Genomic DNA, 16,766 nt, shown 5'->3' on the forward strand with positions numbered 1-16,766 from the left:
GGCTTCGATTCGCGCCTGTGGACCCGCGAGATCGTTGCAGCCCTGGTGAAGGAACGGTTCGGGGTTGGATTCTCGCCCAAGTGGATCGGTCAGATCCTCACCGATCTGGGATTCACCCCGCAACGGCGTTGCTCTGACGGTAAAGACGCAGGACAACGGTGGCAAGGTCCCTAGAAGCTGCGCTGTGCGCGGTTTGCATGTTGCCGAGATCCTTGCCGGCCAGTTCGGCGGCTCTCGCGCAAGTTTCGAGAGCTGTCGTGGGGAGTCTGCTGCCAAGCTTGGCCATACCGTAGATGGCATGGCTCAGGTGTTCGGCAAAGGCGATGCTTTGGGTGAACTGCTCGGTGAGCTGGTCGAGGTCGGGCGGGGCGAGTTCGTCGAGGTGCCGCATGGCGATCGCGGCCGCTGCTCGGATGTTAGCTTCGGGGTCGTTGAAAAGCTCGGGAAGCCAGCGGGTGGCGGTCGAGGTTCGACGAGCGAACTGCCCGGCTGCGCCGAGCCGAGCCGCCTTCGCAAGCTCTTGAACTGTGGCGGGTAGCGGTGCGGTGAGCGAGTCTTCTATGGCAGCGAAGGCCCAGACCCGCCCTGCACGGTTCGCAATGGCCGTGGGACCCTCAAGGGCAAGTGCGAGGGAATCGGCGAACCGTTGAGGGGCACGGAGGATCGCGGTGGCGAGAAGGTTTTCGGTGGTCGAGGCGTCGAGGACCCCTGGCAGCGCGCTAAGGAGTGTCTCGGTCAAGTCTATGGCTCCATCGTGCTGCATGTGGATCAACCTGGTTACGGGGTAAGCGGCGCAGGCGCGAACCGCCAGGTGATCATCTTGAGCCAGCTCAGCGACGATCGCCGCTAGCCGGTCGGTCTGCTCTGGGACCGCGGCCAGCATTGATGCACAAGCGATCGCGGCCCGCCCGCGGACCGTACTGAAGCCGAGCTCGACGAGCTTTCCGGTGTCGCTTGCTCGGGCATCCTCCAGGTTGCGAGTGGCGAGGGTGTGGTCAGGAGCGGGGTCAGCAGACGCTGCGCACCATTCGAGGAGGTCAACGGTCCGTGCGTTCTTCGAGGGAAACTCATCGATGGCGGCGGCGATGCTGTTGCCCACGGAGTCACCGTAAATCGCTGCTGCGTGCTCGCAGACGTCGGCGAACAACTCGGGCTCTGCTTGCTTCGTGAGGCCTCGAATGACGGATTCGATCGCTTCGGCCGGGATCGTGCTGTCGAATCGGAGAGCAAGGCAAGCGAAACGCTCCGGATCCTCAAGAGTGCGTCCTTCCAGGAGTTCGGCGAACCAACGTGCATCGCCTGACCCGTAACCCCAATAGTGGTCCGTCGCAGAGTCATAGTGCTTGCGAAACGCACGCAACCAGTGCTCATCACTCATGTGTTTTGCGCCATCGGCAGTGACGGTATGCTGCTCCGCATCGTCGTGGATCCAGCGCGGTTCGGTAGGCGGGTCGTGGGGGAACCGGCGGGCGAGTTCACCGAGGCGTCGGCGAACAGGTTCAGAGATCCGTGACGGGTCGAGGGCGGCCAGCAGGATGTACTGGCCGTACCCGCGCCCGCGTCTAGTCTCCAAAGGCGAAGCAAAAGCGAGCAGTGCTTGCTCTAGTCGCAGAAAGAGCTCGCCTGAGCAGTCGGCTGTGTGGGCCTTGATGAGATACGCTGCGGCCCAATGGGGATCGCCCGACCAGCCCAGGAGTAGGTTGCGATCATCGGACAACAGCCACTCGATGGATTCGTTCGGCTCTCCTCCCTCACTCAGCGCTCGACAGGCAAGGTACCGCAGTTCCTTGCTCTCGGCGCTGCGCAGCCGTGCCAGGATGCCGACTGCGGTGCCTGGATCTTGCTTGGTCAGCGATATCAGTGCCGACTCGGTGGCGTCAAAGATGAAGTCGTCGACTCCTGTCGGTGTCGTGCCGTAGAAGGTCTTCCATTGGCTTCCATAGGGCAGGCGGTTTTCAGGTGTTCGGTGCTCGGCTAGGGCGATCGCTTCGACGAACGGCAAGACCTCATGGACGAACGAGACAGGCGCCAACGCCGCGATGTCTTGGATGATGCTTGCCGAGGTCGAGTCTTCCTCCAAGTCACCGGATTCGAACGGGTTGGTGTGCCCCTTTGCGCGCGCGAGCGAAAGACCGTGCTTGAGATAGGCTCCGACCAGGCGTGCTGCCCCGGCGGCGTCAGTTTGCTGCAGCTGGTGGAGCAGAGGCCACAGTTCGATCGGGGGACCATCCGGCTCAGGTCGGTCGAGGATCCCGTGGCCGATCAATTCGTCGACGAAGCCGACCAGTTCGGTCGGAAGCGACCAGTTGATGAGCGTGATGTAGCGATCACGCCAGTCCCCGCCCTCGGTGAGGTAGGGCCTCAGCAGCTCCGCCACGCGCTCGCCGCGCTGATTGGCGACGAGGGCCAACGGCATGAACACGGGATCGCGGCGTTCGGGATCGGCCAGCCACCGCTCCCAGTGGCCGAGGCTATCGGCGGCGTCGAACCAGCCAGGGCTGCTTAGCAAGGACCGCACCCTCGCCGAGATCGACAGCGAGTCCCATGCGAGGGGCCCGACAGCGGTCCAATCCTCGCCAGTGGGGTTCAAGTTCCGGAGATCGGTGACGATGATGTCCTTCAGGTGGAACCGGATCGCGTCCGAGGTGAGGAGTCGGAGGACCGTCTCCCGGTGTGCAGGCCGATTGGTCGCCGCTAGGTGGTCGAGGACTTGTCGGGTTGGTGCTCGCTGGAACAGGGCCTGACTGGACTCGAGTAGAAACTCGTGCAGGTCATCGCCGGCTCGGATGAAGGCGCGGGCGAACAAGTAGTCAAAGTATGTCTGGTGGAAGAAGCTGAGCCCTCCGTCGCGGCGTACCAGGATCGTCTCGGACTCCAACGCCTCGACGTCGTTCGGACCGGTCGGGCCGAGGCATGCCGAAGGCGCGGTGAGCACCTCGTTGCGACTCATGTACGAAACCAGCGCTGAGGTGATCGAATCCCAGTCAATGCGGCCGGCTCGGGCCTCAAGTCGACGTCGGACTTGCCCTGTGAGCTGTTCATACAGGTCTGGAAGTGTCCTGAATGGCTGCTCTTGAGACACCGGTTCCAAACGGCAATAGACCGAAAGATGCAGCGGGGTGCGAAGCAGCTCCACGACCTGATCCGTGGGCACGTGCGCATTGCTCGCCGATAGAAGAGCCCGAACCCGGTCCCCGGGGAGCAGGTCGAGATGGACACGCGCCGCAGCGCTGTCACCGCGCATCAAACTGCGGAGCCGCGGGTCGCGGTCGAGGTCGACAGTGCGACATGCCATGAGCACCTTGACATGCGGATCGTGCTTTATCTCGTCAAGCATTTCATCGACGGCCTCGAAGCTGTCCGGGATCCGGCCGCTCAGCTCGCTGACTGCATCGAGTTGGTCAATGACCAGCAGTGCCGGTCTTCCCGCGGCGACAGCCAACAAAGCCGCAGCAGGAGAGCCGTCCAATCCCATCTCGGTTCCGACTCCGCGTGACGTCTTCGCGGGGTCAGCTCCGTCCATCCGGGTGAAGGCCACCGCCCAGCCGTGCTCTTCCAAGGCGGTCGCGATCGCCGTCACCACGGCTGACTTCCCGATGCCAGCGTTCCCGTCAACCATCACTAGCTGACGCTCGTTCTCGTCCTGAAGGATGTTGAGAACGGCCTCAGTTTCAGGGCGTTCGATCAAACCAATGTCTGGACGCAGGCGCACAGCGTGCCGTTGATGCTTGTCGACCGACCGACGCAGAACCGACTCGACCTCAGGGCCGCCTCCCAACAGATGCAGCTGCGCCGCGTTCGCAAGAGCTGCGTCATTTGACGTCGCATTCCCGGGCAACTCAAGTTGATACAGGTTCACCTGGTCGATGTGTTGGCTTTGGATCAATGTGCCAACCGCTGCATCGAACTGATTAGAGATGTGAAGCTGCTCTGCGGTCTCATCCTTAATACCAGTCGAGGTGGCGAAATCGAGCCACATGTTGCCGAGCGCTCCGCCTCCCCGGAGAGCTTCGCGGCGTACGCGGGCCAGAATTTCGGTACACAGCTGAACGGCGAACGGGTGGTCAGGGTCGATCACCGCGGGGGCGAGCTGCTCATCGGGATTGGTTTCGATCCACGCGATCCACTCAGCCGCAGCGGCGGGCAGGTCTTCAAGCTCGGTGCCATCGACGAGGGGGAGAAGGTTGGGGTCGCGATCGAACAGAAGCGCCCGAACATGCTCCTGCTGCTCCTCGTTGTCGGGAAATGCTTGGTTGAGAGCGTCGGCAGTCCCGTACTTGACCGCGTCCAAGAGGGCGGCGCGAACAGCTGGGGCGTCGTTCTCCCGCTGGCGACGACGACGGACAGCCGCAAGAGTCTTGTCGGCAAGCTGCTTCACGGTCCAGGAGACCAGGGCAGCGGAGATCGGGTCAGGCACAGCGCAGTGTCCTCCACGAGGGATAGTCTTCAACCTACGATATGCCCTGTGCCCCGAGGAGCGAGTCCATCTATCGGCTGAACCGGGACAAGAGTTGCCGGCACTCAGGTGCTTTTGCTGATGACGCCTAGACATGGGAGACTGAGAGATTCTCGCGCGGCTTCATCTCGAAGCCGGACCTCTATGGGCGGCGGAATCCGAGCAGCGATGCCAGGTAGAGGTTCGCGTACAGCGTCAGGCCGGCGATGCGGTGTTGGCCGCGGCCGCCGAGCGCGTGTGCCGCGTTGTTGCGGAGGTTCAGGCCGACTCCGGGGTGGCCTGCGAGGTATTCGATCGAGTCGAGCCATTCCTGATCGACGCGGTCGGTGCCGCGGACCTTGCTCAAGAGGGAGCCAAGCAGGGCGAACTTTCCTTCCTGTACCTCGGTGCCCGAAAGCCGCGGTAGCTTCATGGTGCCGACTCCCAAGTGGTGGGCCACCTCCCGGGCCATCCCTTCCAGCAGAATGGCGGCCTCGTTCTGGACGTTGTCGATGCGGTCGGCGTCGGCCGCGAAATACTCGCAGAGGGCCTTGGCAAGCCGGCGCCTGTTCTCCGGCTGGACGTGGAGTTCGGGCAGGACCGCCTCGACCTCCTCGACCGTGGGGTGGAAATGCTCCCCGATGGCATCTAGTATCGCGGCGGGAACGTGGGCGCCCAGCAGCATCGTCAGTGTCCTGCGGTCCTCGGACTGCTCCGGCAGCACCCGCTCCAGCGGGACATGACGCAGCGGGAAGTTGCGATCGACGAGCTTCAACTTCGGGAGCAGGACGATTCCCTCGACCCCGGCATCGTCGAGCTCGCGCTTGACCGGGAGCGGCGGCGGGCCCATGGCGATCTCCACGAAGGCGTACTCCAAAGCGGAGGTCTGCGCGATGCGTTGTGTAGCGACCGCTGCCGCTTGCGTCAGCATCATCTGGATTTCGTGAGGAACTTCCATCCGGTCCCATTGCAGTTCGAGGTGAGGGGCGACGGCCACGAACGCAGCCGAGTTCTGGCTGATGATCGGGCCTCCGGAGATGCCGTGGGCGTGGCAGAACTCGTTGATCTGGAGGTGCAGGGCGTACGCCTCGTTCGGGGACGAGGCCGCGGCGGTGCGCATCATCGCCGTCGCCCACTGCTCGACGGCGTGGCGGCGCTCGTCCGGGGCCAACAACCCGGGGTGGTCGCACAGGGCCTCGACGACGATCCGGTGCGTCGGGCTGCCGTCGCAGATGCGCTCGCCTTCGCGCAGGAGCGTCAGCACCTCCGTCTTCGGGGCGACCCTGGGGAATATGAGCAGCGCCTTCATCATCGACAGGACGTAGCCGATGTCCTCGACGTACTCGGCCATGATGTAGGTCCGAGCGGTGGACAGGACCAGGTCCGCGATCTCCTGCCCGCGCCGCTTGTCCGAGACTATCGAGGCGAGGCGCATTGCCGAGTTGAGCATCTCGACGGCCGGCACCAGGAAGGCGAGCCTGCGAGTGATCGGCGTGTTCGATTGCGGGCCGGCTTGCAGGTGTGACCGGGCGGTGGAGGTGTACGCGTCGATTGCGGCGCGGGCGTTCTCGGCCATTTGGCGGCCCATGCCCGGCGCGGCGTGCAGGATCAGCGCGGTGAGATGCAGGAGGAGCCCCTTAACCTCGCCCCTCTGGCCGGCGTGGCCCCATCGTGCGAGCACATCGGCGACTTCAGCGCCGTGCGTTTCGATGGTCTCGGGCCCGGTCCCGTCGAACTCCGGGTTCACGCGGAGCTCCAGTTGGCCTTCTTCCGCGGCGAACACGTTGCACAGCAGTCGGACGGCTTGGCGTTCGGACTCCGGTTGTGCGAGGTCGAGCGGCAGTCGCGCCATACGGGCGGCGAGCGTCGGCGGGAGCGCGATCGCGGCCGCGGAGCGATCGAGCGCTTCGGCGACAGGTTCCCGAGCGGCCCCGGACTGAGATTGATTCGTCATGGCTGCCATAGTAGAAGCGCTGATGGTCGATTTCGCCAGATTATCGGCCCACATCGGAGGACGGGCAGAATTTCGCTGCATCAAGTGTTTCGAAAGCATGCTGCGAGCGACCAAGCATTGGCCTCGAGTGATCTAGGTTCGTTGTGTCGCAAATATCTCAGAGAAGATGGACGATGCTGTTAAGTATCACCTGGCAGTGCAAACAAAACACGTAGCATCATCTTGACCAGTGCTTGCCGATCAGACCGACTCCATTAGCCGCTTGGCGGACCCCTCGCTGTGAGCCGCGGCGCGCAGACTCACCCTCCTTCGCACGCATCAGGCCGTGATCGCGGAGATAACCGCGGCGAGAGCGGTAAGAGCCTCTGATCCCGCGGGAATCAAGGACTGGACACGTTCTAGGATCCGCCGGGCTTCGGCGGGCTTCGCAGGGAGGACTTCTCGTGCGGTCTCGAGTTGCTCGATCGTGTCGGTCCAGGCGGGTTCGCTTGAGGCGAGTGGGCGGAGACTGTCGATGAGCCGGTCGAGAGCGGCGCTGGCGTCCTGGTGGTTCGTGAACTTCATCGGGCCGTTGATAGTCCCAGCCTGAATGACGGTCCCGACCTGGTTGAAGTTGTTGTGGAAGATCGGCCCGTCGCCCATGGTGCTGCATCTCCGAAAAGTAGGGTGGCAAGGGTTCGCTGTGCTGCTGGTACTTCTGCAGGATACTGCGGACTCGCCTCGAAGTGGGTCCTCGCTTGAGGGTCGATAGGCGCCTACGGTCAGCTTGCTGGCGCTGCCGCCATCATGGCGCGCCTGTACAGACCGCTCACGGTGACTGTCTCGGGTCTCGATCTCACCTCCCTCTCGCACCGCGACAACCCAGAGGACGTCAAGGGGATGCCAAAACCCGTGTACGCCAAGGGGCGCAGCGGCAAGAAGAAAAGTGTGGGGTCAGTCCACTGCGGTAGCATGGGAGAGCCGACACCATTCGGAGGTTTCCCCATGCAGCCCGATGGAGCACGACCCTACCCCGTGTCGACTTCTTTCAGCAACGAACTTCGACAAGTAGTCCGCACCGTCATCCAGATAGGGCAGGTTCATCAGTTTCAGTTAGCGTCGGACCAGGATGCCGAGCCCGCGCACACGCCGATCCGCGTGGGCACCGTGCCCGATCTCGCCGCCGCCAGGCAGTCCCGTCGCCTCGATGCACGGCTGTCCGCCGCCCTGGGCAGCCCAGGGGGAACGAGCTGCCTGGTCCTCTCCGGTATGGGGGGTGCCGGAAAGACCCAGGCTGCCGCGGTGTATGCGCACGACCAGTGGCGCAGCGGGTCGCTCGACCTCCTCGTCTGGGTGAACGCCGCATCCCGGGACGCGGTCATCGCCACCTACGCGCAGGCCGCCGCCGCGATCGGTGAAGCCGTCACGGCGGAGATCGAGGCGAACGCGGCAAAGTTCCACGCCTGGCTCGACCGTCCACTCGGACTCCGCTGGCTCGTGGTCCTCGACGACCTGCAAGAACCGGCCGACCTCAACGGACTCTGGCCGCCGGTGAACCCGGACGGACGCGCCGTGGTCACCACGCGCCGCCGGGACGCGGCGCTCGACGGTGCCAGGCGCGACCGCGCCAGCGCCGATCTGTTCACCGAGTCGGAGTGCCTCGCCTTCCTCAGAGAGCGACTGGGCGGTGACGCCGATCGGTTGACCGGAGCCCGGGAGCTGGCGGCTGAGCTGGGCCGCCTTCCGCTTGCGCTCGCGCAGGCCGCCGCGTTCATCCTCGATCAGCCCGGCATGTCCTGCGGCATATACCGGGACATGCTCGCCGACCGCTCGATCGCGCTGACGCACCTGCGCCCCGACTCCCTGCCCGACGGCCACGACCGTGCGGTCGCGGCGGCGTGGTCGCTGTCGATCAAGTCCGTCGACTCCTTGCGGCCGACCGGCGCGGCCACCGCGCTGCTGCGGTTGCTGAGCCTGCTCGATCCCAACGGCGTTCCAGTCGCCGTTGCGGACTCACGCGCAGCGGTCGAATCGGTGCATGCGGCCGCGGAGGCCTCCTGCACGGATGCCTCAAGTGGACTCGGAGCGCTCGCCGTGCGACGCATGCTCGGACGGCTGCGGCAAATGAGCCTCATCGAGCACGACGGTGAGACGCTGCGCGTCCACTCCCTCATCCAACGCGCGGTCTACGACGAGATGCCCGCGACCGCGCTAGCCGTCCTCGCCCCGGCCGCGGCGGAAGCCCTCCTCGAAGTCTGGCCGGTCCCGGAGCGGTACTCGGCGTTCACCGCGATCCTGCGCTCGAACGTCGCCTACCTCTGGCGCAGCGCGGAACGGGAGCTGCTCCGCGATCGCGTCCACGAAGTGCTCTTCCGCGCCGGTGACAGCCTGGGCAGCCACGGCCGCACCGAGCGGGCCATGCGGTATTTCGAGGAACTCCAGAGCGCTGCGGCCGCAGCGCTGGGGGAGGAGCACCCCGACGTCCTGCGGACGCGCTTGCGGATCGCTCACTGGCAGAAAGAGACCGGAGACATCGTCGGTGCGCTGGAGGCGCTTGCGGAGTTGCTGCCGGTCTGCGGCACGGCGCTCGGACCCGAACACCCCGTCACCTTCGAGGTCCGCACTGCGCTGGCGAAGCGCAGAGGCGAATGCGGGGACGAGAACCGGGCCGCCCGGGAACTCGAAGCGGTGGTCGAAGACCAGCTGCGGGTCCTCGGGGCGGAACACCCGGGCACGCTCGACGCCCGATTCGGACTCGCCAGATGGCGCGGGCGAGCCGGCGACCAGGCGTACGTGATCGAGGTACTTCGGCAGCTCCTGGCGGAGCTCCGTCAGCAGGCTGGGCCGGATGATCAGAGCACACTTGCCGTCCGCTCTAGCCTCGCCCGTTGGATGGGGCGCACCGGTGACCTCACGGCCGCGGTCGAGGGCTACGAGCGCCTGCTCGCCGACCGCACCCGTATCCTCGGCGCCCGCCATCCCGACACGCTCAACGCGCGATACCACCTCGCGACCTGGACGGGCAGGTCGGGCCGGAGGGCAGAAGCGGTCATCATGCTCGAGAAGCTGGTCCCCGACCTCGCCGCGGTCCACGGCCCGGCTCATTCGAAGACGCTCCGCGCCGAGGCCAGCCTTGCCTGCTGGTACGGAGAATCCGGTGAACCGCACCGGGCCTGGACGTCACTCGCCGAGCTCGTCCCGCGGCAGTCGGCGGTCCTCGGCCCCGACCACCCCCACACGTTGAAGACCCGGCACAATCTTGGCCGCTTCCAAAGCGCCGCAGGAGATCGGGACGCCGCCTACGCGACGCTGTCCGCGCTCGTCGCCGACCGGCGCCGCGTTCTCGGAGCCGACCATCCCACGGTGCGCGCGACCCGAATCGACCTCGAATCCCTGGAAGCGAGTACGGCCGCGCCCGAATGAGAGCAGGCCCAGCGCTCAGCCTCACTGCCGGTCGCCGCACGCGTCCAGCAGCCGCCGAGCCGAATCCGCCCACGTCCGCTCGGCCGCCAAAGCGACTTTGACCTGAGCAACCCGGGCGAACGCCGCGCTGCGCTCCTCCAGCACCGCGGCGATCCGGTGACCCCACCGCTCAACGTCCTCACGCTCGCGAAACGTCACCGGGACGACCAGACTGCGGGCACCCTCCACCTGCGGCAGGCCGTTCAGCATCGTGCCCAGCCCGCCCCGGCCGCTGACGAGGATCGGCGTGCACGCGGTGATCGCTTCAGCACCGACCAGACCCCAGCTGTCGGCCCGCGAGGGCTTGAGCACGAGGCTCGCCCGGTGCAGGTCCTGTCGCAGCGTCCCGTGGACGGTGGTGAACGGCCGCACCGTCACCCGGTAATCGGCACCGCCCTTCCAATCCCGGATCATGCCGTCGAGTCGGGCGCTCTCCCGCGGTGGTGCGCCGCGGACGAGCAGCTCGACCTCGAGGTCGGGCCTTGCGCAGAGCCCCACCGCGTGGGCCAGGGCCTTCGCGGCGAGGTCGAGCCCCTTGATCTTGTAGTCGTCCACCCGGCCCATCACCAGGATCTGGACCGGTTCGCCCGGCGTGGGCGGCCGCGCGGGCGACATGTCGTGGTCGAAACCCGGATCGAACCTGATCGGAGCCGGCGCACCGGGGGACACCGACAGGTCACGACGCATGCGCTCATGCAGGCGCGGGCCGACCGCGACCACTCGGTGAGCCCGGAGCGACAGTTCGAACTGGATCCGGACGCGGGCCTCGATCACCTGCGCCGCGTCGTCCTCCGCCCCCTGCCGCCAAGGCGCCAGCTCGTCCGGATCGATATGAAGGAAGGGAACGAACGCGGCGCTCGGAAAGTGGTCCTCGGCCAGGCTCAGGGCCGCTGGCCCGGTGAAACGGTCGTGCCCGACAATGATGTCGGGGACCCACGGCAGTCGGGGCCGGCGCATCTGGAGCTGACCGTCCGTCCCGCCGGGAAGCGGTGCGGACTCGACCAGGGCGACGCCGGGCGCGGCCGCGTCCGCTCGCTCCTCAGCCGAGCAGCGTGGAACGAGGCAGGCGACAAGCGCACCCGCTTCGACGAGCCCTCGGCAGAGCGAGCGGTTGAACGAGCTCACGCCACCGTGCGAGGAGCTCCACTCCTGGGCCACGACGAGGACCGAGACCGGCCGAAGCCATGCCGCCGGGCCCGGGCGCCGCAGAGTCAGTCGAGTTGCCATACGCCCCAGAATGCCTGCGACTTCAGTGTTCGGCGCGCGCGTTCAGCGGGGGTGGACCCGCCGAACGAGGGAACCGTCCGGCCGCGGCACCCTCTACCATGAACTCGACTCACCGAATGTCCGGCGTGGCGCGTCCCGTTCGGACATCCGAGATCCCGCGGAGGCCGAATGCCGAAGAACCCCAACGACTCGGCGAGGGTCGCGTTCGCGACAGCGGTTCGCCGCGCTCACCGGCGGACCGCACGCACCTTGAAGGAGACCGCCGAGCGCAGCCGGGTCGCCGCGGCAACCTGGTCGGCCACGATGAACGGCAAGACCTTCCCCGAGCAGTCGTGGGACAGGATGACCGACTTCTTCACCGCCGAAGGCCTCGGCGCGACCGTGGTCGACTTGAACGAGCTGTTCAAGGCCGCCGCCGAAGAGCGAAGGAAGCCCCCCACACGGCGGCGGCCGAAGCCGGGACCGCGCATGCGTCGGACCATGCTCGCGAGCCTGGACCACATCACCGCCTTCGAACTCCCGGTCGTCGACCGGCTCGACGTGCTCCCCGCGGGCCTTCACACGCCGCGGGCCGAGCCGCGAAACGTCACCTTCCTCGTCGGCGAAGGCGGACTCGGGAAGAGCGTCCTGCTCAAGCAGCTCGGCGACCGGCTCGCGGCCGCTGAGGAAGGCGCCGCCGTCGTTGGAGTCGCCTGCAATCGGGTCGAGGCGGTGGCGGACCTTACCACCGCGCGCGCCGCCGATACGGCGCTCGCCCAGGCGGCGGGCGCCCCGAACCCCGCCGACGGCCTGACCGGACTTGTGCAGCGGCTGCGTCATGAGCACGGCTCGGTGCATCTGTTGATCGACACGATCGACCTCATCGCCACCGACGAGTCCGCCAAGCCGCTGTCCAGTCTCCTGATGGACCTGGCCAAGGACGCGCAGGTGCTCGTAACGTGCCGCAAGCAGGAGTACCAGAACCTACTCGACCCGCTCTCCACCGGCGTGTGGCACAAGGCGATCAAACCGCACCCGGTCGAGATGCCCGGACTGACCGGCGACGAGATTCTCGAGTGGGCTGAACGCTACGTGAACGGGCTCGACCGCAGCAGGCTGGAAAGGGAACGCTTCCTCGAGAGCCTCGCAGACAGCGTCAAGGCCCGCACGGTCAAGGAGATCTGCAGGGTCCCCCTGCGGCTGGCACTGGCCTGCGTCCTCTACAGCAAGGACGAGACCCTGCCTTCGGATTTGACGATCACCGGGCTCTACGAGGCCTACTGGGAGCAGTGCGTCTCTCGCGACCGAGAAGGCAGGCGGACCCGTGCAGCCGAGATGCAGGAGGCCGGGGCGTTCGCCCTCGCCGAGCAGATCCTGCAGCGCAGCGGTGAACGGCTGTCGCTGTCGGCGGCCGTCAAGGGACCTGAACACCGTGAGGGCCTCAAATCGCTCGCCAGTGAAGGCATCGTCCAGATCCGATCGGGCAGGCAGGAGTTCTTCCACCAAACCTACGCCGAGTTCGCCGTCGCGAAGCTCCTCGCCGACCACGGTGAGCCCGAACAGCTCGAATGGCTGCGAGCCAGCCTCGACGACCCCACGTCCCACTGGTGGCCCGTGTCCCGCCATCTTCTGCTGCAGAAGGAGGTCGGAGCGGACCGGTACCAGGACCTCGTGGAAGCGGTGCCGCTCCTGACAGGTGAAGGCCCGCAGATCCACATCCTCTCGTCCCAGACACGCTCGCTGCCCGACCGGCTCCGGACGGTGGCGGCTTCAGTCGAGGGAACGAGCGCTTCGCACCTGCACTCCCTGATCCACCTCTTCGCCGAGGCCCCGCCGGACTGCGCCGCAGAGGCGCTCGACATCGGCATCGCGGCCCTGGAGAAATGCGACGTCCGCGTCATCACCGAGATCGCCCAGACCATCGGACTGCTCTTGCCCAAGCTGAAGTCAGTCTCCCCGGACAGCCACCTATCGCTGGCACTCGACCGAATCGCGCAGCGCCGGGACGGATTGGAGAACGACCTGCGGACCGGGCTGCTTGCCCATCTGGTCAGGCCCGTGTGCGAGACGGCGTTCGACGCGGCGCTGTTCGAGCTGATGTGCGCGAACTACGACGACCTCGGGACCTCTGCACAGATGGTGCTGCTGCGGGCCGCGCTACGGCACCGGGATTCCACTCCGGACCTGATAGGGACGCTTGCAGGACCGATGCTGACGACGCCTCGGCCGCCGAAGCTCCGCGAGGAGGAGTTCGTCGAGCTGCTGCGCTGGTGCTGGGAGCATGAGGCGACCCGGGCATCGCACGGATGGGACACTTGGCGCGATCTGCTCGACGCCGAACTTGCCGACCGCTGGGACTCGGCGCAGATTCGACTGGTCTTCGCCCTCTGCGACGATCCCGGGACGCGCGCGAACTTGCTACAGGAGCGGCTCACCGAAGCGAGCCCGAAGTTCCCGAGGCGCTGGATCGACGTCGCACTATACGTCGCCGAAGACGATCCCGAAACGGTCTACGAGCTCCTGAAGGGCCTGAAATGGCCAGCGGGGCGCAAAGCCGTCGGCAGCGCGGCGGCACTCGGTGAGCAGATCGCTAAGCATCTAGAAGAAGCCGAACGGCGGGAAGTAATCACCGCGCTCAGGACCGTGGCGGACGTCGACCCCCGGAGGATTTGGCCCACGCTGATCGTGCTTGCGGGACCGTATGCGGCCCTCCACGACGACCTGATGACCGACTTCATCGAATACGACCGAGCGCTCTCGAGCGGCGACAATCCCGAGGCGTGGCGGTCCATACGCATCAGCCCGATCAACACCTGGCTGAACGACGCGCCGGCCGCGTTCCTCATGAAGCGGCGCAAAGACTTCCGCAAGCTACTGCCCGCCTCCGGCAGGGAGTTCACGCAGCGGCGGTCCCACTTCGAAGGACGGATCGCGGTCCTTGACAGCGATGCCAGGGACTGGCTCACCGAACAGGCGCTGCGCGGACCTAGCGCCAAGGCTGCGTACAAAGGCGTACAGGCCGCGGTCGCCCCGATCGAACAGGGCGCCACCGTGATGAGCCCGGAGCTGTGCGAGTGGGCCTGGCGCCTGCTGCGCAGCCCGCACTCAGAGGTAGTCGCCAAACTCGCTGGCCTGCTGGCCGACACCGACTTGACGCCGGACAACGTGATCGCGCCTCTGGCGGCACTCTCCATTGGGGTTGGGGTTGGGGTTGGGGCATCCGGCGAACGGACCGACGACGAGCTGCTCGCGACCACGGTCAACCGACTGCTCGCCGCGGTCGAGCAGGGCGAGAAGTCTGACGTCGTACAGGAATTGACGACGTTGGTCATCCGGCTGGGCGAGCACGTTGAGATCGCCGAAGAGGTGGTCCGGGCAATCCTGTCAACGACCTCTGCGTCGTTCCGAGGGGCGGCTTCGAGCGCGCAAGCGACTACAGCGGAGGAGAGGTCGGAGCTGGGGGCCGCGTTCAACCGCTGGTGCACCATCGTCCTCAAGCTCGCCCTGCCCCGCATGCCCCTACTCGAAGTCCAATCGAACGTGCAGGCACTGCTAATCGGTTGGAACAACCTTGACCTCGGTACGACTTCGAACCGCAGTGCAGCCGCCGATGTGATCCGCGGCTTGCTAGACAGGTCGCCCGACTTCAAGGCGTGGCTGGAGGAGGAGCTGTGGCCCGGCTCGGCTTGGGGCACGCAGCGGGCCATCGCCGAGGCCGCCGTCGCCTACGACCGCCGGATCGCCGGCAACCTCGCGCGTTCCTTGTCGCAGCGCACCGATTGCTCACACGACGTCGGGCTGTGGATTCACTCGAAGCTGCAGCGGTGATGTTCCGCGGCTGCATTCGCGACCGCGCGCTTCCGAACTCTTCGGGCACCCTGGCGCGAATATGCCCGCGCACTCAGCCTGTACCGATGGTCCTGCATAGATTGCCACGTCCATGTAGCGCCAGTGGTGTCCTTGATGGTGAGCGCGACGATCACCCTCGTTCACACCGGTGTTGCCTGGCCGTGGGGAGCGGAGCGGCACCGGCCGTCCTGTCGATTTAGGGGATCCGGTGGCCAAAGTCGCGGGGGCCGCGGCGACGGGGTGTCATTGGGAGCCAATGGATCTGGAAAGCCTCGATCGCATCTGCGAGGCGTGGAAATGGCTGCTGCGCCGCCCCAACGAGGTGCACACGTTGATCGCGGTCTCGAGGCGCGGCCAGTTGAATCCTGGCGGCCGGGCGGTCCTCGTAACATGCAAACAGCATGAATCGAGGCGTCGGCGATGAAATGGCCACATCGCCGTGCGACAGTTCGCGAGCGAGATCGTTCATGAGGCGTCCTCCGCATTGGGTGCAGGTCGGCCACTGGTATCGCGGGTACGGCAGTCTCGAGCCGGTCAGCTCTCGCACCACTTTGGAAGGACCCATCCCACCGGCCATAAGGGCCGATGCGGCGACCATCCACCCGCAACCGTGCATCGCCGGGTCGCAGAACTACGGACGTCGCAGCCACATGCGATCATCCACCCCATGGCCGACGATGAACCCACCCCCAAGCAGCCTCCCAAGCGGAAGCCCAGCAACTTCGACTTCGGCATCGACCACAGCGCGCTCCGCGAAGTCCAGCGCCTCAGCCGGATGCTCAAGCCCTGGAGACCGCCGGCCATCCCGAACTATCAGGGAATGCTGCCCAAAGTGGACTTTCCGCAATTTCCTGATCTGCCTACCTACAAGTTCCTCCTGCCCGACTTCGCGCCGCTCCTGTCGGCCTCATCGCTCCTTGAGCAGTTCACCGCGTTCAAAGTGCCCACGGCACTTGAGCAGATCACTAGACTTCTCGGTGATACCCGGACGCTTCTCGACGACCTCCTCGACCAGATCTCCCGTGAAGCGCGACCGCCGAACTGGACCGGACTGAGCGACATCGAGGTGATCGAGCTCAATCTCCTCGTCGTCGACGAAGGCATTCCAGTCATGTGGGTGCCACGCGTAGAGACGCTCAAAGCCCTGCTCGATGCAAACAGCGCCATTGCGCGCCGCAACCTGATCGGGTCCCGCTGGCGCAGCATCAGCATCGACTGCCTTACGGTCTTGGAATCCATCCAGATCAGACGCCTTCGACAGCATGTCAACTTTGCGGCCAGCGCCGTCGAGGCGCTGCGGAACGGGCATAGCGACGCAGCTCAAGCGTTGGCTGCGAACTTGCTGGATACCATTCTCAAGGACAAGCACCTTGAACCACACGCGACCAAGATCCGTGACAACTGGCCTGACAAGAAGCCGGGGTTCAAGCTCGCGGACTACCGGTTCAAGGAAGGGATGACGTTCGCTCCGGTCTTTCGCGCGCACGTCCACTATAAGCCGAAGAAGGATCCGGTCCCGCGGTACTTCGCGCGGCATGCGAGCGCTCATACGGTCGGGAGATTGCAATACTGTCGCGTGAACGCGGTCTATGGCATCATGATCGTGACCTCGCTCTTGAAGTTTCTCGATGATGCGGCGACTCAGTAGCGCGTCGTCCGCAACATTGGTCCGTGGTAGCTCTCTCCTGGGGTGACAAGCGCAATCAAAGTAGCGAGATAGAACCACTGGCCCTATGCGGCGTGTTGCTGCTTGGCTACTAATCCGGAACTGTGAAGTTGGGTTCTGGGTGTTGATGCGAGAATGCTTGCATGGCAAAGGGAAAGCCGCGCGCGAGTGCGGAGCTTCGGGCCAGGGCACTGGAGATGAAAGCAAGCGGGCAC

The 16,766-nt window shown here is 65.8% G+C and carries 9 protein-coding genes; 4 read left to right on the top strand and 5 right to left on the bottom strand.

The features are described 5' to 3' along the window. Nucleotides 1–45: 45 nt before the first annotated feature. Nucleotides 46–174 (top strand): hypothetical protein, encoded by a 129-nt coding sequence (locus tag JHY01_RS28260; RefSeq protein ID WP_374199604.1) that lies wholly within the window; start codon nt 46–48, stop codon nt 172–174. On the opposite strand, the gene JHY01_RS25750 is transcribed toward JHY01_RS28260, so the two are convergent. The 3 genes from JHY01_RS25750 to JHY01_RS25760 all read right to left on the bottom strand — a co-directional run bounded on the left by JHY01_RS25750 (nt 113) and on the right by JHY01_RS25760 (nt 7,031). Then, nucleotides 113–4,417, bottom strand: coding sequence for a hypothetical protein (locus JHY01_RS25750; protein ID WP_205328593.1), 4,305 nt, complete (start codon nt 4,415–4,417; stop codon nt 113–115). The genes JHY01_RS28260 and JHY01_RS25750 overlap by 62 nt on opposite strands. A 181-nt stretch (nt 4,418–4,598) precedes the next feature. After that, nucleotides 4,599–6,389, bottom strand: coding sequence for a hypothetical protein (locus JHY01_RS25755; RefSeq protein ID WP_205328594.1), 1,791 nt, complete (start codon nt 6,387–6,389; stop codon nt 4,599–4,601). A 318-nt stretch (nt 6,390–6,707) separates the two neighbouring features. Further along, the gene (locus JHY01_RS25760) at nt 6,708–7,031 is read right to left on the bottom strand and encodes a hypothetical protein (RefSeq protein WP_205328595.1); all 324 of its coding nucleotides are present in this window, start codon (nt 7,029–7,031) and stop codon (nt 6,708–6,710) included. A 342-nt stretch (nt 7,032–7,373) separates the two neighbouring features. Between JHY01_RS25760 and fxsT the strand changes: the two genes are divergently transcribed. Then, nucleotides 7,374–9,791: an FxSxx-COOH system tetratricopeptide repeat protein gene (gene fxsT / locus JHY01_RS25765; protein ID WP_275889918.1), complete on the top strand. Its 2,418-nt coding sequence runs from the start codon at nt 7,374–7,376 to the stop codon at nt 9,789–9,791. A gap of 21 nt (nt 9,792–9,812) precedes the next feature. Here the strand turns inward: fxsT and JHY01_RS25770 are convergent, their stop codons facing one another. Beyond that, nucleotides 9,813–11,057 carry a glycosyltransferase family 4 protein gene (locus JHY01_RS25770; protein ID WP_374199603.1) on the bottom strand — a complete coding sequence of 415 codons (1,245 nt, stop codon included), beginning with the start codon at nt 11,055–11,057 and terminating at the stop codon, nt 9,813–9,815. A gap of 168 nt (nt 11,058–11,225) precedes the next feature. Between JHY01_RS25770 and JHY01_RS25775 the strand changes: the two genes are divergently transcribed. Continuing rightward, nucleotides 11,226–14,864, top strand: a complete 3,639-nt coding sequence (locus JHY01_RS25775) for an NACHT domain-containing NTPase (RefSeq protein WP_205328598.1) — start codon at nt 11,226–11,228, stop codon at nt 14,862–14,864. Between the two features lie 217 nt (nt 14,865–15,081). Here JHY01_RS25775 and JHY01_RS25780 read toward each other — a convergent pair whose 3' ends face one another. Then, nucleotides 15,082–15,354: a hypothetical protein gene (locus JHY01_RS25780; protein ID WP_205328599.1), complete on the bottom strand. Its 273-nt coding sequence runs from the start codon at nt 15,352–15,354 to the stop codon at nt 15,082–15,084. 198 nt (nt 15,355–15,552) lie between these two features. On the opposite strand from JHY01_RS25780, the gene JHY01_RS25785 reads away from it, so the two are divergent. Beyond that, a complete protein-coding gene (locus JHY01_RS25785; protein WP_205328600.1) occupies nt 15,553–16,533 on the top strand; it encodes a hypothetical protein in 981 nt (326 codons plus the stop codon). The last annotated feature ends 233 nt before the right edge of the window (nt 16,534–16,766 follow it).

Source organism: Glycomyces sp. YM15 (assembly GCF_016918015.1).
Classification (GTDB): domain Bacteria; phylum Actinomycetota; class Actinomycetes; order Mycobacteriales; family Micromonosporaceae; genus Glycomyces.

What these genes read in the sequence shown, in the direction of transcription:
- JHY01_RS25770 (WP_374199603.1), bottom strand. Translation starts at nt 11,057, where the DNA reads ATGGCAACTCGACTGACTCTGCGGCGCCCGGGCCCGGCGGCATGGCTT.
- JHY01_RS25785 (WP_205328600.1), top strand. Translation starts at nt 15,553, where the DNA reads ATGGCCGACGATGAACCCACCCCCAAGCAGCCTCCCAAGCGGAAGCCC.
- JHY01_RS25760 (WP_205328595.1), bottom strand. Translation starts at nt 7,031, where the DNA reads ATGGGCGACGGGCCGATCTTCCACAACAACTTCAACCAGGTCGGGACC.
- JHY01_RS25780 (WP_205328599.1), bottom strand. Translation starts at nt 15,354, where the DNA reads ATGAACGATCTCGCTCGCGAACTGTCGCACGGCGATGTGGCCATTTCA.
- fxsT (WP_275889918.1), top strand. Translation starts at nt 7,374, where the DNA reads ATGCAGCCCGATGGAGCACGACCCTACCCCGTGTCGACTTCTTTCAGC.
- JHY01_RS25775 (WP_205328598.1), top strand. Translation starts at nt 11,226, where the DNA reads ATGCCGAAGAACCCCAACGACTCGGCGAGGGTCGCGTTCGCGACAGCG.
- JHY01_RS25755 (WP_205328594.1), bottom strand. Translation starts at nt 6,389, where the DNA reads ATGACGAATCAATCTCAGTCCGGGGCCGCTCGGGAACCTGTCGCCGAA.